Annotated in this window: 22 protein-coding genes; 11 read left to right on the top strand and 11 right to left on the bottom strand. The window is 68.3% G+C overall.

What is annotated here, in order from left to right:
• The first annotated feature begins 5 nt into the window (after positions 1-5).
• Positions 6-1,571 (top strand): lysine--tRNA ligase, encoded by a 1,566-nt coding sequence (lysS, locus tag AC07ZS_RS14385; protein WP_494799220.1) that lies wholly within the window; start codon positions 6-8, stop codon positions 1,569-1,571.
• Here lysS and AC07ZS_RS14390 read toward each other — a convergent pair whose 3' ends face one another.
• Together AC07ZS_RS14390 and rpoH are read right to left on the bottom strand one after the other, a co-directional pair.
• Positions 1,572-3,341: a 7TM diverse intracellular signaling domain-containing protein gene (locus AC07ZS_RS14390; protein WP_494799221.1), complete on the bottom strand. Its 1,770-nt coding sequence runs from the start codon at positions 3,339-3,341 to the stop codon at positions 1,572-1,574.
• A 128-nt stretch (positions 3,342-3,469) separates the two neighbouring features.
• Positions 3,470-4,417 (bottom strand): RNA polymerase sigma factor RpoH, encoded by a 948-nt coding sequence (gene rpoH / locus AC07ZS_RS14395; protein ID WP_494799222.1) that lies wholly within the window; start codon positions 4,415-4,417, stop codon positions 3,470-3,472.
• Positions 4,418-4,661: 244 nt separating this feature from the next.
• Between rpoH and AC07ZS_RS14400 the strand changes: the two genes are divergently transcribed.
• The 6 genes from AC07ZS_RS14400 to AC07ZS_RS14425 all read left to right on the top strand — a co-directional run bounded on the left by AC07ZS_RS14400 (position 4,662) and on the right by AC07ZS_RS14425 (position 10,151).
• Positions 4,662-5,588, top strand: a complete 927-nt coding sequence (locus AC07ZS_RS14400) for a LysR family transcriptional regulator (RefSeq protein WP_494799223.1) — start codon at positions 4,662-4,664, stop codon at positions 5,586-5,588.
• A gap of 101 nt (positions 5,589-5,689) precedes the next feature.
• Positions 5,690-6,688 carry a cyclase family protein gene (locus AC07ZS_RS14405; protein WP_494799224.1) on the top strand — a complete coding sequence of 333 codons (999 nt, stop codon included), beginning with the start codon at positions 5,690-5,692 and terminating at the stop codon, positions 6,686-6,688.
• 13 nt (positions 6,689-6,701) lie between these two features.
• On the top strand, positions 6,702-7,637 hold the full coding sequence (gene kce / locus AC07ZS_RS14410) for a 3,5-dioxohexanoate:acetyl-CoA acetone transferase (protein ID WP_494799225.1): 936 nt from the start codon (positions 6,702-6,704) through the stop codon (positions 7,635-7,637).
• Positions 7,638-7,687: 50 nt separating this feature from the next.
• Positions 7,688-8,665, top strand: a complete 978-nt coding sequence (locus AC07ZS_RS14415) for a Bug family tripartite tricarboxylate transporter substrate binding protein (protein ID WP_291121125.1) — start codon at positions 7,688-7,690, stop codon at positions 8,663-8,665.
• 48 nt (positions 8,666-8,713) lie between these two features.
• Positions 8,714-9,592: an NUDIX hydrolase gene (locus tag AC07ZS_RS14420; protein WP_494799226.1), complete on the top strand. Its 879-nt coding sequence runs from the start codon at positions 8,714-8,716 to the stop codon at positions 9,590-9,592.
• Between the two features lie 64 nt (positions 9,593-9,656).
• Positions 9,657-10,151: a hypothetical protein gene (locus AC07ZS_RS14425; RefSeq protein ID WP_494799227.1), complete on the top strand. Its 495-nt coding sequence runs from the start codon at positions 9,657-9,659 to the stop codon at positions 10,149-10,151.
• A 13-nt stretch (positions 10,152-10,164) separates the two neighbouring features.
• Here the strand turns inward: AC07ZS_RS14425 and AC07ZS_RS14430 are convergent, their stop codons facing one another.
• From AC07ZS_RS14430 to AC07ZS_RS14470, 9 genes are all read right to left on the bottom strand, one after another.
• Positions 10,165-11,223 (bottom strand): aldose epimerase family protein, encoded by a 1,059-nt coding sequence (locus AC07ZS_RS14430; RefSeq protein WP_494799228.1) that lies wholly within the window; start codon positions 11,221-11,223, stop codon positions 10,165-10,167.
• Between the two features lie 5 nt (positions 11,224-11,228).
• Positions 11,229-12,140 (bottom strand): 5-dehydro-4-deoxyglucarate dehydratase, encoded by a 912-nt coding sequence (gene kdgD / locus AC07ZS_RS14435; protein WP_494799229.1) that lies wholly within the window; start codon positions 12,138-12,140, stop codon positions 11,229-11,231.
• 8 nt (positions 12,141-12,148) lie between these two features.
• The gene (locus AC07ZS_RS14440) at positions 12,149-13,120 is read right to left on the bottom strand and encodes a Bug family tripartite tricarboxylate transporter substrate binding protein (protein ID WP_494799230.1); all 972 of its coding nucleotides are present in this window, start codon (positions 13,118-13,120) and stop codon (positions 12,149-12,151) included.
• A gap of 33 nt (positions 13,121-13,153) precedes the next feature.
• Positions 13,154-14,443 (bottom strand): glucarate dehydratase family protein, encoded by a 1,290-nt coding sequence (locus AC07ZS_RS14445; RefSeq protein ID WP_494799231.1) that lies wholly within the window; start codon positions 14,441-14,443, stop codon positions 13,154-13,156.
• A gap of 19 nt (positions 14,444-14,462) precedes the next feature.
• Entirely contained in the window at positions 14,463-15,755 is a 1,293-nt protein-coding gene (locus AC07ZS_RS14450) for a TRAP transporter large permease (RefSeq protein WP_494799232.1), read from the bottom strand.
• A 34-nt stretch (positions 15,756-15,789) separates the two neighbouring features.
• Positions 15,790-16,332 (bottom strand): TRAP transporter small permease, encoded by a 543-nt coding sequence (locus AC07ZS_RS14455; protein ID WP_494799233.1) that lies wholly within the window; start codon positions 16,330-16,332, stop codon positions 15,790-15,792.
• A gap of 72 nt (positions 16,333-16,404) precedes the next feature.
• On the bottom strand, positions 16,405-17,373 hold the full coding sequence (locus tag AC07ZS_RS14460; protein ID WP_494799234.1) for a TRAP transporter substrate-binding protein: 969 nt from the start codon (positions 17,371-17,373) through the stop codon (positions 16,405-16,407).
• Positions 17,374-17,425: 52 nt separating this feature from the next.
• Positions 17,426-18,328, bottom strand: a complete 903-nt coding sequence (locus AC07ZS_RS14465) for an SMP-30/gluconolactonase/LRE family protein (RefSeq protein WP_494799235.1) — start codon at positions 18,326-18,328, stop codon at positions 17,426-17,428.
• A gap of 19 nt (positions 18,329-18,347) precedes the next feature.
• Positions 18,348-19,160 (bottom strand): NAD-dependent epimerase/dehydratase family protein, encoded by an 813-nt coding sequence (locus AC07ZS_RS14470; RefSeq protein ID WP_494799236.1) that lies wholly within the window; start codon positions 19,158-19,160, stop codon positions 18,348-18,350.
• A gap of 141 nt (positions 19,161-19,301) precedes the next feature.
• Between AC07ZS_RS14470 and AC07ZS_RS14475 the strand changes: the two genes are divergently transcribed.
• From AC07ZS_RS14475 to AC07ZS_RS14490, 4 genes are all read left to right on the top strand, one after another.
• On the top strand, positions 19,302-20,072 hold the full coding sequence (locus AC07ZS_RS14475; RefSeq protein ID WP_494799237.1) for a FadR/GntR family transcriptional regulator: 771 nt from the start codon (positions 19,302-19,304) through the stop codon (positions 20,070-20,072).
• Entirely contained in the window at positions 20,069-21,037 is a 969-nt protein-coding gene (locus tag AC07ZS_RS14480) for a DMT family transporter (RefSeq protein WP_494799238.1), read from the top strand. Before AC07ZS_RS14475 ends, AC07ZS_RS14480 begins: the two co-directional genes overlap by 4 nt.
• A gap of 82 nt (positions 21,038-21,119) precedes the next feature.
• Positions 21,120-21,707, top strand: coding sequence for an NnrU family protein (locus AC07ZS_RS14485; protein WP_494799239.1), 588 nt, complete (start codon positions 21,120-21,122; stop codon positions 21,705-21,707).
• 73 nt (positions 21,708-21,780) lie between these two features.
• Positions 21,781-22,914 carry a PQQ-dependent sugar dehydrogenase gene (locus AC07ZS_RS14490; protein ID WP_494799240.1) on the top strand — a complete coding sequence of 378 codons (1,134 nt, stop codon included), beginning with the start codon at positions 21,781-21,783 and terminating at the stop codon, positions 22,912-22,914.
• Positions 22,915-22,917: the final 3 nt, after the last annotated feature.

Raw genomic sequence — 22,917 nt, forward strand, 5'->3', positions numbered from 1 at the left:
CATTCATGACCCAAGCCCAAACCCCCCCCACCGCCGAGACCGGTGCGCCTGCGGCGCACGACGACAACCAGCTCATCGCCGAACGCCGCGAGAAGCTCAAGGCGCTGCGCGAGGCGCAGAAACAGGGCCAGGGGGTGGCGTTTCCCAACGACTTCAAGCCGGTCGACAAGGCGGCCGATCTGTTCGCCCGCTATGGCGAAACCACCAAGGAAGCGCTGGAAGCCGAGCCGGTGCGCGCCAGCGTGGCCGGTCGCATGATGCTCAAGCGCGTGATGGGCAAGGCCAGCTTCGCCACGCTGCAGGACGCGTCCTTCGGCCCCTCCGGCGGCCGCATCCAGATCTACGTGAACAACGACGGCGTGGGCGAGGCGCAGCACGGCGCCTTCAAGCACTGGGACCTGGGCGACATCATCGCGGTCGAGGGCGTGCTCATGCGCACCCGCACCGGCGAGCTCACCATCCAGGCCGACCGCATCCGCCTGATCACCAAGAGCCTGCGCCCGCTGCCCGACAAGTTCCACGGCATCGCCGACCAGGAGATCAAGTACCGCCAGCGCTACGTGGACCTGATGACCGACGAAACCGCCCGCAGGCGCTTCGTCGCGCGCAGCCAGGCCCTGGCCAGCATCCGCGACTTCATGGTGAGCCACGGCTTCCTGGAAGTGGAAACGCCCATGCTGCACCCGATCCCCGGTGGTGCCAACGCCAAGCCGTTCAAGACCCACCACAACGCGCTCGACCAGGAGATGTTCCTGCGCATCGCGCCGGAGCTCTACCTCAAGCGCCTGCTGGTGGGGGGCTTCGACCGCGTGTTCGAGATCAACCGCAACTTCCGCAACGAAGGCATCAGCGTCCGCCACAACCCCGAGTTCACCATGATGGAGTTCTATGCGGCGTACTGGAACTACCAGGACCTGATGGACTTCAACGAACAGCTCATCCGCCACGTGGTGCGCCAGGTCCGCGGCGACGAGCCGCTGACCTACCAGGGCCAGCCGGTGGACATCCTGTCGCCCTTCGAGCGCCTGACGATCCGCGAGGCCATCGTCAAGTACACCGACGCGGGCGACAGCGTGGACGATGCCGCCTGGCTGCAGGCGCAGCTCAAGAAGCTGGGCCTGAGCGAGGAAAAGCACCAGCTCTCCGGCCGCAGCCTGCCCAGCCTGCAGGTGCTGTACTTTGAAGAAAAGGTCGAGGACAAGCTCTGGAACCCGACCTTCATCATGGACCACCCGACCGAGATCTCGCCGCTGGCCCGCGCCAACGACGCGAACCCCGCGGTCACCGAGCGCTTCGAGCTCTACATCACCGGACGCGAGTTCGGCAACGCCTTCTCGGAGCTCAACGACGCCGAAGACCAGGCCGCGCGCTTCCAGGCGCAGGCGTCTGCCAAGGACGGTGGTGACGAAGAGGCCATGTACTACGACGCCGACTACATCCGCGCGCTGGAGTACGGCATGCCCCCCGCCGGCGGTTGCGGCATCGGCATCGACCGCCTGATGATGCTGCTGACCGACAGCCCCAGCATCCGCGACGTGATCCTCTTCCCCGCGCTGCGCCGCGAAGGCTGATCAGAAGTTCAGTTTCAGGATCGCCTTGCGCGGGTCCTTGCGCAAGGCGTCCAGGGCCTGGCGCAGCCAGTCCAGGTGGGCCTGGGCGTCCTGCTGAAGTTCGGGGGTGGGGTCGGGCAGCAGCGCCACGACGATCTTGAACTTCAAGGTGGTGCCCACGGGCAGTTGCACCGAAGGCCGCAGGCCGCCGGCCACGATGCCGGTGGCCGCTGCCAGGGCCTGTGCTTCGCGCACCGGGCCTTCCATCAGCAACGCCAGGGTGCTGTCGTCGACCCGGCTCGCCGTGTCCACGTCGCGCGCCACCGAGCGCAACAGCGAGCCGGTGATCACCAGCGCGCGATCGGCCACTTCGCGGCCGTGCTGTTCGACAAACCAGGCGTGGTTGTCCAGGCCGATCAGCAGCAGCGCGCTCTGGTGTCCGTAGCGCTGGCCCCGCACCACGCTGTCGTGCAGCCGCAGCATGAAGTTGTGGCGGTTGGTCAGGCCGGTGAGCGGCTCGGTCAGCGCCAGTGCGCGGGCGCGGGCCTGGGCTTCGTGCTGCAGGGACGAGCGCTGCAGCAGGCCGTAGATCAGCAAGGGCGCTTCGAGGGCGGCGGCGATCACCATGCCGTATTGCGACAGGAAACCCGATGAGATCAGGCCGAAGTTGCGCATCACCGGCAGTGCCCCGGCCAGCAGGACCGGCAGCATGCCCAGCGCGATCCAGCGCACCCAGCGGTCGCCCGTGCGCCAGGCGGCCCAGAGCATGGCGTAGACCAGCGCCAGGGTGGCCGCCGAGGCGGCCGTGACCGCCTGCAGGGTCCAGCCGTCCGGGGATGTCGTGTCCCACACGATGAGGCCCACGAGCAGAACGGGCATCGCCAGGGCCGAGCGGTCCAGCCAGCGACCGATGCGCCGGGGTTGCACCACCTGCCTCACGAAGAGCAGGCCGCAGACGGCGGTCAGGGGCATCAGCACGAACTCTGCCAGGCCGTTCCAGCGCGCCGAATCCGGCCAGAGAAATTGCCCGGCCACGCCCAGCGACGAGGCCATCGCCAGGCCCAGGACCGTGATGTAGACCGCGTAGGCCGCAAAGCTGGTGTCCCGGAACACCAGGGCATTGGCCAGGGCCGTGGCCGTGAGCAACAGCGTCATGCCGAAGTACGCCCCCAGCAGGAACTGCTGGTGGATGCGCAGTTCGCGCAGCGTGTTGTGGTTGTGGATCTGCAGGGTGCCGGAGAAGGGCACGCGCGCGTGCTCGATCCGCACCCAGTAGGTCACCACGGCATCGGTGCGCGGGTCGAGCGAGAACACCGGGTAGCGGTCGGGGAAGGCCCAGTCGCTCACCGCCAGGCGGTCGCCGGCGTGCTGGGCTTTCCATTCGCCGTTGGCCAACTGGTGGTAGAGGGTGATGCGGTCGGTGCCGGAGCGCGCCAGCTCCAGTTCCCAGCGGGCGTGGTCATCGAGGGCCTGGGCGTCGAAACGCACCCACAGCGCGGCGCCGTCGGCCAGTGTCAGGCGGTGTTCGGCGCTGCGCACGGCAAAAGGCAGTTCGTGCTGCCGCGCCTGCACCTCCTGCACCGTGAGCTGGCCGCCGGGATCGACCCAGTACAGGCTGCGCTGGGCCAGGGGCACGCTGGGCTGCGAGCCGTCCAGCACCACGGGGGCCACGTCGGCGGCCACCGCGTGAAGCACAGGAAACAGCGAGAAGAAGACCACCGTCAGCCAGGCGACCAGCCTGCGAGCACGACGGGTCCCGGGCGTCGCACCCTTCCACAAGACATCAGACATCCCTCGATTGTGTCGCCTGTGGCGCCCACCGCGCGTGACGCAGGTCCGCTGTCGGGCACCGTCCGTAAAAAAAGAAGCCCCGGGGTCGTGAAACCGCCGGGGCCGTGGTGGCAACTGGGGACAGCGGGTCAGGCGTAGGCGGCCAGCGCCTTGCGCATTTTCTTCATGGCCGCCACCTCGATCTGGCGCACGCGTTCGGCGCTCACGCCGTACTCGGCCGCCAGTTCGTGCAGCGTCATGCCGCCAGAGCCGTCGTCGTTCACCTTGAGCCAGCGCTCGCTCACGATGCGGCGCGAGCGCTCGTCGAGCTCGCTCATGGCGCGCGCCACGCCTTCGGTGGCCAGCGCATCGCGCTGGGCCGACTCCAGCACCGCCGTGGGTTCGTGGGTGGCATCGGCCAGGTAGGCGATGGGGCCGAAGCTGTCCTCGCCGTCGTCGCCCGGGGCGGGGTCGAGCACCACGTCGCCGCCGGAGAGTCGCGTTTCCATTTCGCGCACTTCTTCCGGCTTCACGTTGAGTTCGCGCGCCATCACGCCCACTTCGTTGTCCGACAGCACCTCGCGGTGGGTGTCGCCGTCGAGCGCGTCGGCGCGGAAGCCCTGTTTGCGCGAGCGCAGGTTGAAGAACAGCTTGCGCTGGGCCTTGGTGGTGGCCAGCTTGACCATGCGCCAGTTCTTCAGGATGTACTCATGGATCTCGGCCTTGATCCAGTGCATGGCGTAGCTCACCAGGCGCACGCCTTGGTCGGGGTCGAAGCGCTTGACGGCTTTCATCAGACCGACGTTGCCTTCCTGGATCAGGTCGCCATGGGGCAGGCCGTAGCCCAGGTACTGGCGCGAGATCGACACCACCAGGCGCAGGTGGGACATCACCAGCTGGCCGGCGGCGTCCAGGTCGTTGTCATCGCGCAGGCGGCGGGCGGCCTGCTGCTCCTGCTCCAGCGTGAGCAGCGGCAGGCGGTTGACCGCGGAAATGTAGGCGTCCAGGTTGCCCAGGGGCGGTACGAGCGCCCAGGGATTCGCCACGGCGATCGAGCCGGTGGTGGCGGTGGCAACAGGAGCTAGCGTGTGGGACATGTGAACCCTCCTCAGGTGTCTGCGAAGCATGTTAGCACTCTCTATGAGCGAGTGCTAAAGCCAAAGTTCCATGCCCTGCCCGGTCCGTGGTTTCTGGCCGCCACGGGTCGAAACGCCCTGGAAAGCCTGTCAATTGAAAACTTTTGAATCAAAAACAGGTTGTTTTCATGGTGTTTTCCCACTTCGGACCATGCCCACCCTCTACCATGACGCGCCCGGCCGCAGACTGAAAGGACCCCCAGGAATGACACCGCGACAGCTCCGGTATTTTTTGCGCATCGCTGAACTGGGCAGCTTCAGCCGGGCGGCGGCTGTCCTGTTTGTCGCCCAGCCCGCGCTCTCGCGCCAGATCAAGCAGCTGGAGGAGGAGCTCGGGGTGACCCTCTTCGTGCGCTCGGACAGCGGGGCCCGGTTGACCGAGGCCGGCGAGCTGATGGCCAGCCGCTCGCGCGAACTGCTGCAGTACATGGAGAACCTCCGCAGCGACGTCGGTGCGCTGGCCGTCAGCGTGCAGGGCCAGTTCTGCTTCGGCATGCCACCCTCGCTGTGCGACCTGATGACGGTGCCGCTGATGGAGCAGTACCACCGCCAGTACCCGGCGGTGCGCCTGTCGATCACCGAGGGCATCAGCTCCTCCATCTACCAGCAGGTGCTGGCCGGTGATCTGGACGCCGGCATCGTGTCGTCCACCGAATCCATGCGCGGTCTGGAGTCGCGCTCGCTCATCACCGAGCCGCTGGTCCTGGCGCATCCGAAAGGGATGGACATCGAGCGGCGGCCGGATGGCACGGTGGAACTCGAACAGGTGGTCCAACATCCCCTCGCGCTGACGCGCTCGCCCAACGCCATGCGCGTCATCCTGGACGAGGCGCTCAAGCGCAGCGGGCTGAAGGTCAAGCTGCTGTTCGAGAGCAATTCGACGCGGCTGCTGGTGAAGACGGTCTCGCGCGGCCTCGGATGCACCGTCAACCCGTACAGCGCCATGCACGACGAGCACCGGGCAGGGGCGATCTCGCTCGCGCCGGTGCACGGCCTGCATGTCACCTGGTCGTTGATCTACTCGCGTGAACGCAGCATGCCCGCGGCCGGGCAGAAGCTGGTCGAACTCTTCCACGGCATCGCGCAGAGGCACATGGCCGCGGGCGACTGGCCGGGCGCGGTTCAGGTTTAGGTTCGATGCCTATTTGATATTGGTGATCGCCAGGCAAACCCAATAGTCTCCGGGGCCTGCACTGCCGTTCCCGACGGTGCGGTTCGACCACAGGAGACTCGATGAACACGAAAACGAAACCCACCCCCAAGGTGGTGCCCTCCAACACGCCGTCGCGCCACCTCAAGCGGGCCGACCTCGATGCCATGGCCGCCAAGGTGTCCAACTGGGGGCGTTGGGGTCCCGACGACGAGATCGGCACCCTCAACCATGTGAAGCCGTCCGACCTGGTCGGCGCCGCCGGCCTGATCAGAAAGGGCAAGGCCATCTCGCTGGGCCTGGACTTCAACTTCCGGGGTCCGCAATCGGGCTGGGGCGGCCGCTTCAACCCGATCCACTCCATGCTCGCCACGGGGACCGATGCCGTCGCCGGCAACCAGGACCACCTGGGACTGCGCTACGCCGACGACATGGTGACCATGCCTCTGCAGTGCGGCACGCAATGGGACGCGCTCGGCCACATCTTCTACGGCGACAAGATGTGGAACGGCTATGAGGCCACGCTGGTCGATGCCACGGGCGCGAAGAAGAACGGCATCGAGAAGACGCGCGACAAGATGGTCGGCCGGGGCGTGCTGCTCGACGTGGCCCGGTTCAAGGGCGGCGACTCGCTCGCGCCCGGCTACGGCATCAGCAGCCAGGACCTGGACGACTGCGCGAAGGCCCAGGGGGTCGAGATCCGCCCGGGCGATTTCGTGATCGTGCGGACCGGCCACATGGAGCACTGCCTGGACGCCGACGACTGGGGCGGCTACGCCGGCGGCGATGCCCCCGGCCTGCGTTTCGAGACCTGCGAATGGATCCACCGCAAGGACATCGCCGCCATCTGTTTCGACACCTGGGGCTGCGAAGTCCGCCCGAACGAAAGCATGGAAATCGGTCAGCCCTGGCACTGGGTGGTGATTCCCATGATCGGCATCACCATGGGCGAGATCTTCAACGTGCGCGAACTCGCCCAGGACTGCCTGGCCGACGGCGTCTACGAGTTCTTCTTCTGCGCGCCGTCGCTGCCGATCACCGGCGCGGTGGGCTCTCCCATCAATCCCATTGCCATCAAGTAAAGGACGAAGCCCAATGGCCGCCCAACAGAACAAAGTCATCGTCACCTGCGCGGTGACGGGTTCGATCCACACGCCGTCGATGTCGCCGCACCTGCCGGTCACCGCGTCGGAGATCGAAGAAGCCGCCGTCGGTGCCGCCGAGGCCGGCGCCTCCATCGTGCACCTGCACGCGCGCCATCCGGTTGACGGGCGCCCCTCGCAGGACCCGGACCTGTTCATGAAATTCCTGCCGGCGATCCGCGAGCGCTCGAATGTGGTCATCAACCTCACCACCGGCGGCGCACCGAACATGCTGGTGGAAGAGCGCCTGCAACCCGCGCTCAAACTCAAGCCCGAAGTGGCCTCGCTGAACATGGGCTCGATGAACTTCGGCCTGTACCCGATGCTGAACCGGTTCAAGGAATTCAAGAACGACTGGGAGCGCCCCTACCTGGAGGGGTCGGACGACCGGGTGTTCAAGAACACCTTCCGCGACATCAAGTACATCCTCGAATCCTGCGCCGACAACCACACGCGTTTCGAGATCGAGTGCTACGACATCGGTCACCTGTACACCGCGGCCCACTTCATGGACCGCGGCATCGTCAAGGGCCCGCTGCTGATCCAGTCGGTGTTCGGCCTGCTGGGCGGCATCGGCCCGCACCCCGAAGACGTGATGCAGATGAAGCGCACGGCCGATCGCCTGTTCGGCTCGGACTACTACTGGTCGGTGCTGGGCGCGGGGCGCAACCAGATGCCCATCGCGACCATGGCCGCCGCCATGGGCGGCAACGTGCGCGTGGGCCTGGAGGATTCGTTGTGGGAGGGACCGGGCCAACTCTCGCGCAGCAACGCCGATCAGGTCAAGCGCATCGTCACGGTGCTCCAGGCGCTGAACCTCGAGGTGGCGACGCCCGACGAGACGCGGCAGATGCTGCAGCTCAAGGGCGCGGACCAGGTCGGTTTCTGATTCCCCGGGGCGCGCGCCGTGCGCGCCCCCACCACAACAATGGAGACAACATGTTCAAGATTTCAACTCTGCGGCCGTGGCTGATCGCGCCCGTGCTGCTCGTCGCAGCGGCGCAGGCCCTGGCGCAAGGCGCGGCGGCCTACCCGAACAAGCCCATCCGCATCATCGTGCCGTTCGCGGCGGGCATCTCGCCCGATGTCGTGGCGCGCATCCTGGGCGACAAGCTGGCCCAGGCCTGGGGGCAGCCGGTGGTCATTGACAACAAGCCCGGCGCGTCCGGGATGATCGGCGCCGAGGCGGCGGCCAAGAGCGCGCCGGACGGCTATACCCTGCTGATGTCGGTGACCGCCATCATGTCGATGAACCCGCACATCTACTCGAAGATGGGCTACGACCCGCTGAAGGACTTCAAGCCGGTGTCGCACATCCTCAACGTGCCCTTCGTCGTGATCGCGGCGCCGAACAAGCCGATCTCCAGCATGGCGGACCTGATCGGCGCGGCGAAGAAGGACCCCGGCGCGATCGACTACGCCAGCCTGGGCGCCGGCTCGCATTCGCACGTGGCGGTGGAGTGGCTCATGAACCAGACCGGCATCAAGCTCAATCATGTTCCCTACAAGGCCAGCCCCTCGGCCGATGTCATGAGCGGCATGGTGTCCTTGTATTTCGACCCCATCGTCACCGCCATTCCGCTGGTGGCCGCGCAGAAGGTGAAGGCGCTGGCCATCTCGACCTTGCAGCGTTCGCCGGCCTTGCCCAACGTGCCGGCGATCTCGGAGACCGTGCCGGGCTTCGACACCTATGCCTTCCAGGGCATCTACGCCCCGGCGGGCACGCCTGACGCGATCGTCAACAAGCTCAACGCCGAGCTGGTCCGGATCGTCCGGCTGCCCGATGTGCAGAAGAAGCTCACCGACTTCGGCTACCTGCCGGTGGGCAGCAGCGTCGAGGCGTTCAAGAAGCTGGGCGAAGAGGACCATGCGCGTTACGGCAAGGTGATCCGCGACAACGGCATCCGCCTGGACTGAGCCCCGGCCCCTGCGGCAGGCGACGGCAAAGGCGACGACAATCGGTCCATGCCCATTGCCATCAATTCCGACGAAGTGCTCACCCCGCCCGTGGCCGCGGCCACCGTGATGGTGGTCCGGGACGGGCCCACCGGTCTGGAGGTCTTGCTCGTGCGCCGGCACGGCAATTCCGGCGTGCTCGGCGGCGTGCACGTCTTCCCCGGCGGCAAGCTCGACGCCGCCGACCGGCAGGCCGATCCGGCGGCGCTGGACCGACCCGCCGCGGCCTGCCGGGACGGCCTGTGTGAACCCGCGCTGGACGCCGACACCGCGCTGGGCCTGCACGTGGCGGCCTTGCGCGAGACCTTCGAGGAGTGCGGCTTGCTGCTGGGCCAGGCGAACGCCGCCCGGCATGTGCAGCCCGTGCGCGAGCAGACGGCCGCCGGCCTGGCCTTCGCTGCGGCCCTGCAGGCCCAGGGCCTGCCCATCCCCACCGCTGCCGTGCTGCCGTGGTCGCGCTGGGTGACGCCCCGGGTGCCCTCCGTGACCAACAAGCGCTTCGACACGCGTTTCTTCGTGGCCCCGGCGCCGGACGACCAGGCGGTGGAACACTGCGCCCGCGAGGCCACGGAAGCCGTGTGGCTGTCGCCGCGCCGCGGGCTGGAACGCTACTGGGCCGGCGAGATCGACCTGGCCCCGCCGCAGATCATGAGCCTGAGCGAGCTCAGCCGGCTGGCCGATGTGGCGCAGGTGCTGGCCGCCGCGCGCAGCCGCCCGCCGTCGCTGATCGAGCCCGAGCCCTTCGATGAAGACGGGCGGCGCGTGATCTGCTATCCCGGCGATCCGAGACACAGCATCGCCGCCCGGGTCTGGCCCGGCCCGACGCGCCTGCTGCACCGCAACCAGCGCTTCGAGCCCGAGGGCGGCCTGGCCGCGCTGCTGGGCTGAAGCGACCGGAACTCCCCTCCCTGAAAACCGTCCAAGGGGCTTGTGCCCTCAACAGGAGCCGACCATGCGTTTGCCTTTGTGGTGTTTGACCGGTGTCTGCCTGCTGTCCGCCTGCAGCGGCTACGCACCGACGGCCGATATGGCCGGTCTGAACCGGGATCAGGTCGTGGCGCGCTTGGGCCCTCCCGAGACCACGCGCCAGATCGACGGCGGAAGCCGGCTGGAATTCCCCCGCGGACCTTATGGCCGCCACACCTGGTTCGTGGACCTCGATGCGGCCGGTCGCGTGGTCCGCTCGGAGCAGGTGCTCACCGAGCGGCACTTCACCCAGATCCTGCCCGGCATGAGCGCCGAGCAGGTGCGTGAGAAGCTGGGGCGTCCCGGCGAGGTGCAGGGGCTCGGGCGGGACCGGGGCAGCTACTGGGCCTACCGCTACGAGAACCCGTTCTGCCGCTGGTTCGAGGTCGAGATTTCCCGCGAGCAGCAGGTGCGCTCGGCGGGTTACGGCGAACCGCCCGAATGCCGCAAGCAGGATCAGACCTTCTCGCCCGGCGGGTGAGGGTCGCGGCGGTTCAGATCACGCCGAAACGGTAGAGCGTGGTGGCCTGGTAGGGCCGGCCGGGCGCCACGACGTTCTGCGGCAACGCCGGGCAATTGGGGGCATTGGGGAAATGCTGAGGCTCCAGGCAAATGGCCGCACGGGGCCGGTGCCGAACGCCCCACTTGCCGAGGTCGGGGCGTTCGGCCACACCGAGCTGGCCGGCGGTGTACACCTGCAGCAGCGGTTCTGTCGTCCACACTTCCAGGCTGCGGCCACTGGCTTCGCTGTGCAGCTGCGCGCAGTGGCGCAACGGCGCGGTGGGCTGGGCTTCCAGCACATAGCTCAGGTCGATGTCGGGAAGGGTGCCCAGCACCTGGGCCGTGCGCAGGTCCTGCGGGTGGCCGTCGAGCGGCACGCGGGCCCCGGTGGCGATGCCGTCGGCGCCGGTGGCCAGCACCTCGCGCGACAAGGGCACCTGCAGCACGTGGCCGTCGATGCGCTGGCCCTGGTCCACGCCATCCAGGTTGAAGTAGATGTGGCTGGTGAAGCTCGCGGGGCCCGGGTCGTCGAGCGCGGTGGCCGTGTGCTCGAGGATCAACGCGTTGTCGTCGCCGAGGCGGTAGGTCAACTGCAGGTCCAGCGTGCCGGGGAAGTCATCTTCGGCGGTGAGGAAGCGGTGGTGCAGGTGCAGCGTCTGCGCGTCGGGCTGCGTGGCGTCGAAGACCCGGTGGCGCGAACCGCGCGGTCCGCCGTGGATGCAGTGTGCACCCGCATTGGGCGTGAGGCGGTGTTCGCGGCCGTCGAGCGTGAAGCGCGCGCCGCCGATGCGCCCGGCGTAGCGGCCCACGAAGGCGCCCATGGAGGGCGAGCCGCTGATCACATCGGCCAACCGGTCGTAGCCCAGCGCCACGTCGTCCAGCGCGCCCGAGCGGTCGGGCACCACGATCTGCAGCACCTTGGCGCCGAGGTTGGTGACGGCCACCACCATGCCCTGCGCGTTGCGCAGGAAGAAGAGGGCGGTGGGCCGGCCGTCCACTTCACCTTGGAAGCGCGCCGGGTCGAGCAGATGGGGGTAGGGCTGGGTGCTCATCGGCCCTATTGTGGGCCGAGCGCGTGAATCAGCTCGCCCAGGCGCTCCCGCTCGGCCGGCCGGAGGTCGGTGAGCGGCGCGCGCACCGGGCCGGCGCCATGGCCCACCAGTTGCGCACCGGCCTTCACGATGCTCACCGCGTAGCCCGGGCCCTGGTTGCGGATGTCGAGGTAGGGCATGAAGAAGGACTTCAGCAAGCGGTGCTGCGTGGCGTGGTCGTCGCTGCGCACCGCCTCATAGAAGGCCATGGCCGTCTTCGGGATGAAGTTGAACACCGCCGACGAGTACACCGGCGTGCCCAGCGCCTTGTAGGCCGCGGCATACACCTCGGCCGTGGGCAGGCCACCCAGGTAGGAGAAGCGCTCGCCCATCTTCAGGTGGATGGACATCATGAGCTCGATGTCGCCGATGCCGTCCTTGAAGCCGATCAGGTTGGGGCAGCGATCGGCCAGGGTGGCCAGCGACTCGGGCGTGAGTTTGCAGACGTTGCGGTTGTAGACGATCACGCCGAAGTTCACGCTCTTGCAGACCTGCTCCACGTGGGCCATCAGGCCGGCCTGGCCGGCTTCGGTGAGGTAGTGTGGCAGCAGCAGCACGCCGTGCGCGCCCTGGCGCTCGGCCTCCTGCGCGTGGGCGACGGCGGTGCGGGTGGGCCCGCCGGCGCCGGCGATGATGGGCACCTTGCCCCGGCAGGTGGTCACCGCCGTGCGGACCACCTCGCTGTACTCGGTGCCCGAGAGCGAGAAGTACTCGCCCGTGCCCCCGGCCGCGAACAGGGCGCTGGCCCCGTAGGGCGCGAGCCACTCCAGGCGCGCGGCATAGCCCTTCGGGTCGAAATCGCCTTGCGCGTCGAAGTCGGTCACCGGGAACGACAGCAGGCCGCTGCCGACGATGGATTTGAGTTCCTGAGGGTTCACGGGCGGGCTCAGTCCAGTTTGATGTTGGCCTCGGCGACCACCGCGCCCCAGCGCTTGCGCTCGGCGTCGAAGAAGCGGTCCTGCTCGGCCGACTGCATGGTCACCACCTCGGCACCCTGGCCGGTCAGCCGGGCGCGCACATCGGGGCTGCGGATGGCCTTGATCAGCTCGGCGTTCAGGCGCGCGATGAGCGCGGGCGGTGTGCCGTTGGCGACCAGCACCCCTTGCCAGGTGCCGGACTCGAAGTCCTTGACACCCTGTTCGGCCAGCGTCGGCACTTCGCCCACCAGCGGCATGCGCGTCTTCTTGGAGATGCCCAGCACCTTGAGCCGGCCGCTCTGCACGTGCGGCAGCGTGGCCAGCATGCCGTTCATGATCACCTGGGTCTGGCCGGCCACCGTGTCGGTCACGGCCTGCGAGCCGCCCTTGTAGGGCACGTAGGTCCACTTGGCGCCGGTGGCGCGCTCCACGGCCACGCCGGCCACGTGCGGTGCGCTGCCCACGGCCGTCACCGCGAAGTTCAGGTCGGTGGTCTTGGACAGGGCCACCAGCTCCTTGAGGTTGTTGGCTTTTACCGAGGGATGCACGGCCAGCATGTGCGGGGAGTACGCCAGCATGGTCACGCCGCGCAGGTCCTTGCCCGGATCGAACGAGAGCTTGGTGTAGACCGCCGGGCTGATGGCCAGCGCGCCCACGTCGCACAGCAGCACGGTGTGGCCGTCGGGCGCGGATTTCGCCACCAGGTCGGCCCCCAGGTTGCCGTTGGCGCCGGGCCGGTTTTCCACGATGACCGGCTGGCCCAGGCTGTCGGAGAGCGGCTGGCTGATGGCGCGCGCGATGATGTCCGACGAGCCGCCCGGCGGGTAGGGCACGATGATCTTCAGCGGCTTGTTCGGAAAGCTCTGCGCGTGCGCGGGCAGGCCCGCGGTGGCGATGGCGGCGGCGGACGACGCCAGCAGCTGTCTGCGGTTCAGTGACATGGTGTTCCCTTTCGTGGTCGCGGTGGAAGCGGTTCAGAAGCGCGGTTGCTGGCCGGTGAAGCCCGGATCGATCTTTTGCATCTGAGCCAGGTCGTTGCGGTTGCGGATGCCGCAGTGCCGGTAGTTGTCGTGCAGGCGGGCGAGCGCCTCGCGGTCGAGCGTCACGCCCAGCCCAGGGGTGGTTGGCACGTTCAGGGCGCCGGCCTCGAAACGCAGGCGCCCGCCGGCGATCACCTCGTCGTCCTGCCACGGGTAGTGGGTGTCGCAGGCGTACGAGAGGAGGGGCACCGAGGCGGCCAGGTGGGTCATGGCCACCAGGCTGATGCCCAGGTGCGAGTTGGAGTGCATCGACAGGCCCAGGCCGAAGGTCTGGCACATCGTCGAGAGGCGCTGGGTCGCGCGCAGACCGCCCCAGTAGTGGTGGTCGCTGAGCACGATCTTCACCGGGCAGCCCCGCTCGGCGTTGCGGCGGAACTCGTCGAAGTCGGTCACGACCATGTTGGTGGCGAGTGGCACATCGCTGGCTTTCGCGACGGCGGCCATGCCGTCCAGACCGGGGGCCGGGTCTTCGTAGTACTCCAGCACGCCGCGCAGGCGATCGAGCACGCTCAGGCTGGTGGCCACCGTCCAGTTGCCGTTGGGGTCGATGCGCAAGGGCGCGCCAGGGAAGGCCCGCGCCAGCGCCAGGATGCCCTCGGCTTCCTGATCGGGCGGCAGGGCGCCGGCCTTGAGCTTGATGCTCTGGAAACCGTGCTCACCGATCATGCGGCGCGCCTGCGCCACCAGCTGCTCGGGCGTGAGCGCCTCGCCCCAGGGGTCGGCGGCATAGGGGCGGTCGATGTGTTCGGCGTGCTTGTAGAACAGGTAGGCGCTGAATGGCACGGCCGCGCGCGCGGCGCCGCCCAGCAGGTCCACCACCGGCGCCTGGGCGAGCTGGCCCTGCAGGTCCATCATCGCCACCTCGAAGGCGCTGACCACCTTGGCCACGGTCTTGGAGACGTGGGTGCCCGGCGCCAGCGACACCTGGGTGCCCAGGAACTCCGAGATGGTGGCCTTGGGTGTGACCAGCGCGGCCACGCGCACCTCCATCTCGTTGAGCGCCCAGGGCGACAGGCCCGTGAGCGCTGGCGCGGCCTTGGCCATTGCGTCGAGCATGGGCTGGTCGCCGTAGCTCTCGTTGATGCCGACCAGGCCCGAGTCGGTTTCGATCTCGATGATCGAGCGCAGGGCCCAGGGCTCGTGGATGCCGGCGGCATTGAGCAGCGGCGGATCGCGGAACGCGATGGGCGTCACGCGCACATGGCGGATGGCGTGCGAGGTCATGGCCGTGGGCGTCGGTGGCTTACTTGGCGAACACGCTGGGCAGCCACAGCGAGAAAGCGGGCACGTAGGTCACCAGCATCAGACACACGGTGAGCGCGCCGTAGAAGGGCAGGATGGAGCGCATCACCTGCCCGACCGATATGCCCCCGATCGCACAGCCGACGAACTGGGTCACGCCCACCGGCGGCGTGTTCAGGCCGAGCGCGCAGTTGATCAGCATGACGATGCCGAATTGCGCGGGGTCCATGCCGAAGTGCATGGCGATGGGCAGGAAGATCGGCGTGCACACCAGGATGGTGGCGGCCATGTCGAGGAAGGTGCCCAGGATGAACAGCAGGATGTTGATCATCAGGAAGATGACCCACGGGTTGTCGGACACCGAGGTCATCAGCTCGCCGGTCTTCTGCGGCACTTCGTACAGCGCCATGAAGTAGCCGAAGGCCGACGAGATGCCGATCAGCAGCAGCACCACGCCGGTCGTCTTGCTGGCCTTGGCGCAGGCCTTGAGGAAGTCCTTCCAGGACAGCGAGCGGTAGACCAGCACGGTCACCACCAGTGCCCACAGCACGGCGGTGGCCGCCGACTCGGCGGCAGTGAACACGCCGGAGAGGATGCCCACGAGGATGATGACCACGATCAGCAGACCTGGCAACGCGCCCAGCCAGGCCGACAGCACCTCGCCCCAGCCCGGGAACTTGCCGCGCGTGGGGTAGCCGCGCTTGACCGCCACGTAGTAGGCAGCGGCCAGGTTGCACACCGTGAGCAGCACCGCCGGCACGATGGCGGCGAGGATCAGGTTGAGCACGCTGACCGAGGCGATGCCGGTGGTGGCCAGGGTGAAGATGATCAGGTTGTGCGAGGTCGGCATGAGCACGCCGACCAGCGCGGCGTGGGTGGTGACGTTGACCGCGTAGTCGGCGTCGTACCCCTCCTTCTTCATCAGCGGGATCATCACCGAGCCCATGGCGGAGACGTCGGCCAGCGCCGAGCCGGCCACGCCGCCGAACAGCGTGCAACCCACCACGTTGCTCATGCCCAGGCCGCCGCGCACATGGCCCACCAGGCTGTTGGCGAAGCGCACGATGCGGTCGGCGATGCCGCCGTAGAGCATGAGCTCGCCGGCGAACACGAAGAAGGGGATGGCCATGAAGGAGAAGACCTGCATGCCGCCGACCATCTTCTGGAAGACGATGGGCACCGGCACGCCCGCATAGAGCACGGTGGCGACCGACGCGAGGCCGATGGAGAACGCCACCGGCACGCCGATCAGCAGCAGGACGAGGAAGGTGACGGAGAGGACAGCCAATTCCATGATGGGTATTTCGTGTAGGGGTCAGGGAAAGGCGTCAGTGCCAGGCCGGCACCACTTCTTCATCGCGCAGCAGCGCGACGATGTGCTCGAAGGAGAACAGCACAATGAGCACCCCCGCGATCACGAGGGCCAGGTAGTCCAGGCCGGCGGGCAGGCCCAGCATGGGATCGAGTTCGTCCCACTTGAGCTTCGTCCAGATCCAGCCGCTCCAGGTCATGATGGCGCCGAAGAGTGCGACCAGTGCGTGGATCAGAATTTCCACCTTCAGGCGCATCCACTCGGGCAGCAGCGAGACCAGCGACTCCAGGCCGATGTGGCCGGCGTCGCGCACGCCCACCGCCACACCCAGGGCGGTGATGTAGAGCACCAGCTGCAGCGCCAGGGCCTCGGTCCAGGTCGGGGTGTCGTTGAACACGTAACGACCGACCACCTGGGTCTGCACCGACAGGATCAGCACGATCAGGCCCACGATGGCCAGCACCAGGCAGGCCTTGCTCAGGCGCGCGCACAGGCGGTTGAGCCAGAGGTTGGCGGGCAGACGGTGGAAGGCGGGGTCGACGGGCAGCGGTGCGGTCATGGGCACATCCGGGAAACGGGAAATGAACCGACCCACGCGGTCGGCGACCGCGTGGGCGATGGGGGTGCAGGCTTACTTGGCGTCCTGCACGGCTTTCACGAGGCGCTGCAGGTCCGGCGTGGTCATGAACTTGTCGTACACCGGCTTCATGGCGGTCTGGAACTCGGCCTTGTTCACGTCCTTGACCATCTCGGAACCGGCCTTGGTGACGATGTCGATCGCCTTGGCAGTCTGTTCGTCCCACTTCTGGCGCTGGAAGGTCACCGACTCTTTCGCGGCGGCGCGGAACAGCGCCTGGTCGGCGGGCGACATCTTGTCGAACACGGCCTTGGAGATGACCAGCATCTCGGGCGCCATCGAGTGCTGGGTGTACGAGTACACCTTCACCGCTTCGTAGTGCTTGAAGCCTTCGTAGGAAGGTTCGTTGTTCTCTGCGGCGTCGATCACGCCGGTCTTCAGGCCGGTGTAGACCTCGGCGGTGGCCATGGGCGTGGCGTTGGCGCCCATGGCGGTGGCCACGGCCACCCACAGGTCGGACTGCTGCACGCGGATCTTCATGCCCTTGACGTCGGCCAGGCTGCGCACCGGCTTCTTGGCGTAGATCGAGCGCGCGCCGCTGTCGTAGAAGGCCAGGCCGACCAGGCCCTGGTGTTCACAACCCTTGAGGATCTCTTCACCGATCGGGCCGTCCAGCACCGCGCGCATGTGTTCCGTCGAGCGGAACAGGAAGGGCATGGTGGGCACCAGGCTCTTGGGGCAGATCGCGTTGAGCGAGCTGATGTTGACGCGGTTCATGTCCAGCGCGCCGATCTTCACCTGGTCCAGGGTTTCCTTCTCGGAGCCCAGCGCGCTCTTGTTGAAGACCTTGATCTTGTACTTGCCGCCGCTGCGCTGGTCCAACAGCTGGCTCATGTGCCGCACGGCGGCGACCGTGGGGTAGTCGTCGCTGTTGTGCACGTCGGCCGATCGCAGCTCGGCGGCCTGGGTGGACAGCGCCAGCAGGCCGACGGCCAGGGCGAAGAGGTGGCGTTGCAGTTTCATTCGTGTCTCCGTTGGGTGGTTGGGTCGAGGTGAAGAAAACCATGCCGCCGCATCAGACGATGCAGTGCGGCTCGTCCAGGCCCCTCACGCCAGGACGCAGTGCAAAAACGCCACCGGCCAGCGGCTGATCGGCGAGATCGCCGCCGGGCCGGATGGAGGTGACAAAAAGGGTGTCGAGCCCGCTGCCGCCGAAGGCGCACATGGCGGGCTTCTTGACCGGCACGGCCAGCGAGCGGTCGAGTCGGCCGTCGGGTGTAAACCGGTGCACCAGGCCGGCGTCGTTGCCGCAGATCCAGTAGCCGCCGTCCTCGTCCACCGCCGCGCCGTCGGGCCGGCCGGGCAGGGCCTTCATGTCGACCCAGGCGCGCGGGTGGTGCGGCGTACCGCTGTCGGTGTCGTAGTCGTAGGCCCAGATGGTTTGCACGCTGGGGTGCGAGTCCGAGAGGTACATGGTCTTGCCGTCGGGGCTGAAGGCCATGCCGTTGGGCGTGATGAAGCCGCCCTGCAGCGCGCGCAGCGCGTTGCCGTCGAAGGCGTACAGGCTGCCCGCGGGCGCGGCCAGCGACATGTCCATCACCATGGTGCCGGCACGCAGCCGGCCCTGGCGGTCGCAGCGGCCGTCGTTGAAGCGCATGCCGCCCTGCGGGTGCTGCACGGTCGCGCACGGCGCCTGGGTGAGCGTGCCGTCGTCCTGCGGCGTGAGCACCGCCACACCGGTTTCCATGGCGGCCACCCAGCGGCCGTGCGGGGTGGCTTCGCTGCCCGCGGCCAGCGCGATGCAGCCGGCCATCTCGGGCGTGGCCCACTGGCGCGCGCGGCCGGTGGCGGCGTTCCAGCGCCAGAGCGCGCGGCCGGGAATGTCCAGCCAGAACAGGGACTGGCGCTGTGCGTCCCACACCGGGCTTTCGCCCACGCCGTTGCGCGCGTCGAGCACCAGTTCGGCCTGCGGGGTCATGGTGGGTGTGCCGTGAGGTTCAGAACAGCGGGCCGACCTTGACGAAGCCGCCGCCCTGGTAGATGGCGGCCGGGTCGTTCAGATCGGGTGCGCTGGTGCGCGCGAAGACGGCCTCGCGGAACACGTCCGAGGTGTCCCGGGGCACGTAGCCCACGTGGCGAGCGCGGCTGTTGTCCCACCAGGTCACGGCGTTGTCCGACATGCCGAACACGATGCTGTGGCCCAGCACCGGCGTGCTCAGGCAGGCGCTGATGAGGCGGTGCAGGTCGTCGAAGCTCAGCCAGGTGGCGAGCATGCGGCGGTCCTTGGGTTCGGGGAACGAGGAGCCGATGCGCACGCAGGCGGTCTCGATGCCGTGGCGGTCGAAGTACAGGCGCGCCAGGTCTTCGCCGAAGGCCTTGCTCAGGCCGTAGAAGCCGTCGGGCCGGGCCGGGTGGTCGGCGTGGATGGTCTCGCTCTGCTTGTAGAAGCCGGTCACGTGGTTGGAGCTGGCGAACACGATGCGCTTGACGCCGTGCCGCCGCGCGGCCTCGTACAGGTGGTACGCGCCCAGGATGTTGGCCTGCAGGATCGCGGCGAAGGGCGCCTCCACCGAGATGCCGCCCAGGTGAACGATGGCGTCGCAGCCCTGCACCATGGCATCGACCTCGTCCGCGTTGGCCAGGTCGGCCAGCGCGATCTCCTCGCCGGCTTTCGCGCTGCCCAGGTCGGCGCGGTCGGAGAGGCGCAGCACCTCGCAATTGCGCTTGAGGCGCTCGCGCAGTGCGGTGCCCAGTCCGCCGGCGGCGCCGGTGAGCAACAAGCGGTGGTGGGTCTTGAGGATGGCGTCCATGGTGTGTGCGGTCTTGTCTCGAAGGGCTTGGACTTTCACGAGCGGTTTGCTACAGTCCGGCCATCTTGTTGTCTGTTGTCGGTTGTCAGACAACTTGGGCGAATTGTGTGAACGCCACAATGGCGTGTCAAGGAAAAAACAATGCTCCCCGTGAAAACCCTAGGAGACGAGGCGATGCCGCTGGCAGCGCCGCCACCGCGCCCCCGCCGCCAGCGCGGCCTGGTGCCCGAAATCGTCGACACGCTGACCGCCGACGTGCGCGAAGGCCGCCTGCAGACCGGCGACAAACTGCCCACCGAATCCGAGCTGATGGCCCGCTTCGCGGTCAGCCGCACCGTGGTGCGCGAGGCCATCTCGCGCCTGCAGGCCTCGGGCCAGGTGGAGACGCGCCACGGCATCGGCACCTTCGTGATGGCGCCGCCCGAACAGAACAACTTCCGCGTCGCGCCCGAGGACTTCGCCACCGTGGCCGACGTCATCTCGCTGCTGGAACTGCGCATCAGCCTGGAGAGCGAGGCCGCCAGCCTGGCCGCGCAGCGCCGCGGCGAGCACCACCTGCAGAACATGGCCGCCGCGCTGGCCGCCTTCGAGGCCTCCATCGACGACGTCTCGGATGCCGTGCCCTCGGACTTCCAGTTCCACATGGAAGTGGCGCGCGCCACCGGCAACCGCCACTTCGCCGACCTCATGACCTACCTGGGCACGATGATCATTCCGCGCACCCGCCTCAACACCGCGAGCAGCGCGCCCGAAGGCCGCCTGGCCTACCTGCGGCGCGTGCACGGCGAGCACCAGAGCATCTACAACGCGATCCGGCTGCGCGACCCTGAAGCCGCGCGGCAGGCGATGCGCTTCCACCTCTCCAACAGCCGCGAACGCCTGCGCCGCGCCCAACCCGACACCCCTGCATGACACATGGCACCAGCGGCGCGGCCTTCTTCAGCCGGCCGCGCAACGTGGTCTTGCTCGCCACCCTGTGCTGCCTGTTGTGGGGCAGTGCCTACCCGGCGATCAAGAGCGGCTATGCGCTGCTGGCCATCGGCCGCGACGACACCGCCTCGCAGCTCGTGTTCGCGGGCTGGCGCTTCCTGCTGGCGGGCGTGCTGCTGCTGGGCATCGCGCACGCGATCGGGCGCCCGGTGTTCGCGCTACCGCGCGCCAGCCTGGGCCGCGTGGCCTTGCTCGGGCTGACGCAGACCTCGCTGCAATACGTGTTCTTCTACGTCGGCCTGGCCCACACCACCGGCGTCAAGGGCTCCATCCTGAACGCCACCGGCACCTTCTTCAGCGTGCTGCTGGCGCATTTCATCTACCACAACGACCGGCTCGACCACCGCAAGGCGCTGGGCTGCCTGGTGGGTTTCGCGGGCGTGATGGTGGTCAACCTGCGGGGCGGTGGCCAGGGCCTGGAGGCGGCTTTCACGCTGCTGGGCGACGGCTTCATCGTCATCGCCGCCTTCGTGCTCTCGGCCGCCAGCATCTACGGCAAGCGGCTGTCGCAGCGCATCGACGCCATGGTCATGACCGGCTACCAGCTCGCCATCGGCGGCCTGGCGCTGCTGCTGGCCGGCCATGCCTTCGGCGGTGCGCTGCACGGCCTGTCGCTCGCGCCGGCCTTGCTGCTGTTCTACATGGCCGTGCTCTCGGCGGTGGCGTTCACGCTGTGGGCCGCGCTGCTGAAATACAACCGCGTCGGCATGGTCTCGGTGTTCAACTTCCTCATTCCGGTGTTCGGCGCGCTGCTCTCCGCGCTGTTCCTGGGCGAGCAGATCCTGGCCTGGCGCAACGCCGTGGCCTTGCTGCTGGTGTGCGGCGGCATCTGGCTCGTCACGACCGACCGGCGTCCGCCGCCCAGCGCCGCCAACCCGGTGGGTTGACCGCAGCGCCAGCGGCGCTACAGTGCCCTTTCGCCAACGCGGTGCCGGTGGATCCGGCACCGCACCAGCCAAAGGGGTTGTCATGACGTGGTTGATCGTCGGCCTGGTGTTGTTCCTGGGCGTTCACTCGGTGTCCATCGTCTCGCCGCCGGGCCGTGACGCGCTGGCGCGGCGCATGGGCGAGGGCGGCTACAAGGGCGTGTACACGCTGATCTCTTTCGCCGGCCTGGCGCTGATCGTCTGGGGCTACGGCCTGGCGCGCCAGGCCCCGGTGACGCTCTACACGCCGCCCGCCGGCCTGCGCCACCTCGCGCTGCTGCTCATGCTGCCGGTCTTCGTGCTGCTGTTCGCGGCCTACCTGCCCGGGCGCATCCAGCGCGCGGCCAAACACCCCATGCTGCTGGCCGTGAAGTGCTGGGCGCTGGCCCACCTGCTGGCCAACGGCACGCTGGCCGACGTGCTGCTGTTCGGCGGCTTCCTGGCCTGGGCAGTGGCCGACCGCATCTCGGTCAAGCGCCGCGCGGCCGCCGGCCTGATGCGCAGCCCGCCCGCCTTGCCCGGCAGCATGGGCAACGACGCGATCGCCCTGGTCGGCGGGCTCGCGGTCTATGTCGTCTTTGTCTTCTGGGCCCACGCATGGCTGTTCGGCGTGCGCCCCATGGGGGTCTGACGGGGAACCCTGAGCGGTTCGCGCGCACCAACCGCCTTGCCGTCTCTTTTTCCGCCATCCCTTCCACACCGCCATGACACGTTCCTTCACCGCTCCCTTGCTGCCCCTGTTCGCCGCCGTGGGCACGCTGCTTGCCCCCGCCGTGCATGCGCAAGCCCCCGCCGTCACCACCGAACTCGTCGCACGCGGCCTGCACAACCCCTGGGCCGTGGCCTTCATCGGCGAGGGTCGCATGCTGGTGACCGAGCGGCCCGGCCGCATGCGCGTGATCGGGGCCGACGGCCGCGTGGGTGAGCCCCTGAAGGGCGTGCCCGACGTGGACGCGGTGGGGCAGGGCGGCCTGCTCGATCTGGTGACCGACCGCGATTTCGCGCGCAACCGCACGGTGCACTTCTGCTACGCCGAACCCGGTGCGATGGGCATGCGCAACTCCACCGCGCTGGCCTCGGCGCGCCTCTCGGCCGATGCCCGGTCGCTGGAGAACGTGAAGGTCATCTTCAGCCAGCAACCCAAGGTGAGCAGCCGGCTGCACTTCGGTTGCCGCATCGCGCAGGCCGACGACGGCAGCCTGTTCCTCGCGCTGGGCGACCGCTATCAGCGCATGGCCGATGCCCAGACGCTGGACAACCACCACGGCAAGGTGGTGCGCGTGCGCCCCGATGGCCGTGCCCACCCCGACAACCCCTTCGTGGGCCGGGCCGGCGCCTTGCCCGAGATCTGGAGCCTGGGCCACCGCAACGTGCAGGGCGCGGCGCTCGGACCCGACGGCCGCCTCTGGACCATCGAGCACGGCCCGCAGGGCGGCGACGAGCTCAACCGCACCGACGCCGGCAAGAACTACGGCTGGCCTGTCATCACCTACGGCGAGAACTACGGCGGCGGCCAGATCGGCGACGGCCTCACCAGCAAGGACGGCATGGAGCAGCCCCTGCTGTACTGGAAGCCCTCCATTGCGCCCTCGGGCATGGCCTTCGTGAAAGGCGGCCCCTACGGCAAGGACTGGCAGGGCAACCTGCTGGTGGGCTCACTCAAATTTCAATACCTCGTGCGCCTCGTGATGGACGGCGATCGCGTGGTGCGCGAAGAAAAACTGCTGCCGCAACTGGCCCAGCGCGTGCGCGATGTGCGCCAGGGCCCGGACGGTTTCATCTACCTCCTCACCGACGACCGCGACGGCCAGCTGTTGCGGCTCAAGCCCGGAAGCTGACAC

The organism is Hydrogenophaga sp. GW456-12-10-14-TSB4 (genome assembly GCF_059424305.1).

Excerpts from the sequence above, each read along its gene's own strand:
- lysS (WP_494799220.1), top strand. The coding sequence starts at position 6 with ATGACCCAAGCCCAAACCCCCCCCACCGCCGAGACCGGTGCGCCTGCG.
- AC07ZS_RS14390 (WP_494799221.1), bottom strand. The coding sequence starts at position 3,341 with ATGTCTGATGTCTTGTGGAAGGGTGCGACGCCCGGGACCCGTCGTGCT.
- rpoH (WP_494799222.1), bottom strand. The coding sequence starts at position 4,417 with ATGTCCCACACGCTAGCTCCTGTTGCCACCGCCACCACCGGCTCGATC.
- AC07ZS_RS14400 (WP_494799223.1), top strand. The coding sequence starts at position 4,662 with ATGACACCGCGACAGCTCCGGTATTTTTTGCGCATCGCTGAACTGGGC.
- AC07ZS_RS14405 (WP_494799224.1), top strand. The coding sequence starts at position 5,690 with ATGAACACGAAAACGAAACCCACCCCCAAGGTGGTGCCCTCCAACACG.
- kce (WP_494799225.1), top strand. The coding sequence starts at position 6,702 with ATGGCCGCCCAACAGAACAAAGTCATCGTCACCTGCGCGGTGACGGGT.
- AC07ZS_RS14415 (WP_291121125.1), top strand. The coding sequence starts at position 7,688 with ATGTTCAAGATTTCAACTCTGCGGCCGTGGCTGATCGCGCCCGTGCTG.
- AC07ZS_RS14420 (WP_494799226.1), top strand. The coding sequence starts at position 8,714 with ATGCCCATTGCCATCAATTCCGACGAAGTGCTCACCCCGCCCGTGGCC.
- AC07ZS_RS14425 (WP_494799227.1), top strand. The coding sequence starts at position 9,657 with ATGCGTTTGCCTTTGTGGTGTTTGACCGGTGTCTGCCTGCTGTCCGCC.
- AC07ZS_RS14430 (WP_494799228.1), bottom strand. The coding sequence starts at position 11,223 with ATGAGCACCCAGCCCTACCCCCATCTGCTCGACCCGGCGCGCTTCCAA.
- AC07ZS_RS14440 (WP_494799230.1), bottom strand. The coding sequence starts at position 13,120 with ATGTCACTGAACCGCAGACAGCTGCTGGCGTCGTCCGCCGCCGCCATC.
- AC07ZS_RS14445 (WP_494799231.1), bottom strand. The coding sequence starts at position 14,443 with ATGACCTCGCACGCCATCCGCCATGTGCGCGTGACGCCCATCGCGTTC.
- AC07ZS_RS14450 (WP_494799232.1), bottom strand. The coding sequence starts at position 15,755 with ATGGAATTGGCTGTCCTCTCCGTCACCTTCCTCGTCCTGCTGCTGATC.
- AC07ZS_RS14455 (WP_494799233.1), bottom strand. The coding sequence starts at position 16,332 with ATGACCGCACCGCTGCCCGTCGACCCCGCCTTCCACCGTCTGCCCGCC.
- AC07ZS_RS14460 (WP_494799234.1), bottom strand. The coding sequence starts at position 17,373 with ATGAAACTGCAACGCCACCTCTTCGCCCTGGCCGTCGGCCTGCTGGCG.
- AC07ZS_RS14465 (WP_494799235.1), bottom strand. The coding sequence starts at position 18,328 with ATGACCCCGCAGGCCGAACTGGTGCTCGACGCGCGCAACGGCGTGGGC.
- AC07ZS_RS14470 (WP_494799236.1), bottom strand. The coding sequence starts at position 19,160 with ATGGACGCCATCCTCAAGACCCACCACCGCTTGTTGCTCACCGGCGCC.
- AC07ZS_RS14475 (WP_494799237.1), top strand. The coding sequence starts at position 19,302 with ATGCTCCCCGTGAAAACCCTAGGAGACGAGGCGATGCCGCTGGCAGCG.
- AC07ZS_RS14480 (WP_494799238.1), top strand. The coding sequence starts at position 20,069 with ATGACACATGGCACCAGCGGCGCGGCCTTCTTCAGCCGGCCGCGCAAC.
- AC07ZS_RS14485 (WP_494799239.1), top strand. The coding sequence starts at position 21,120 with ATGACGTGGTTGATCGTCGGCCTGGTGTTGTTCCTGGGCGTTCACTCG.
- AC07ZS_RS14490 (WP_494799240.1), top strand. The coding sequence starts at position 21,781 with ATGACACGTTCCTTCACCGCTCCCTTGCTGCCCCTGTTCGCCGCCGTG.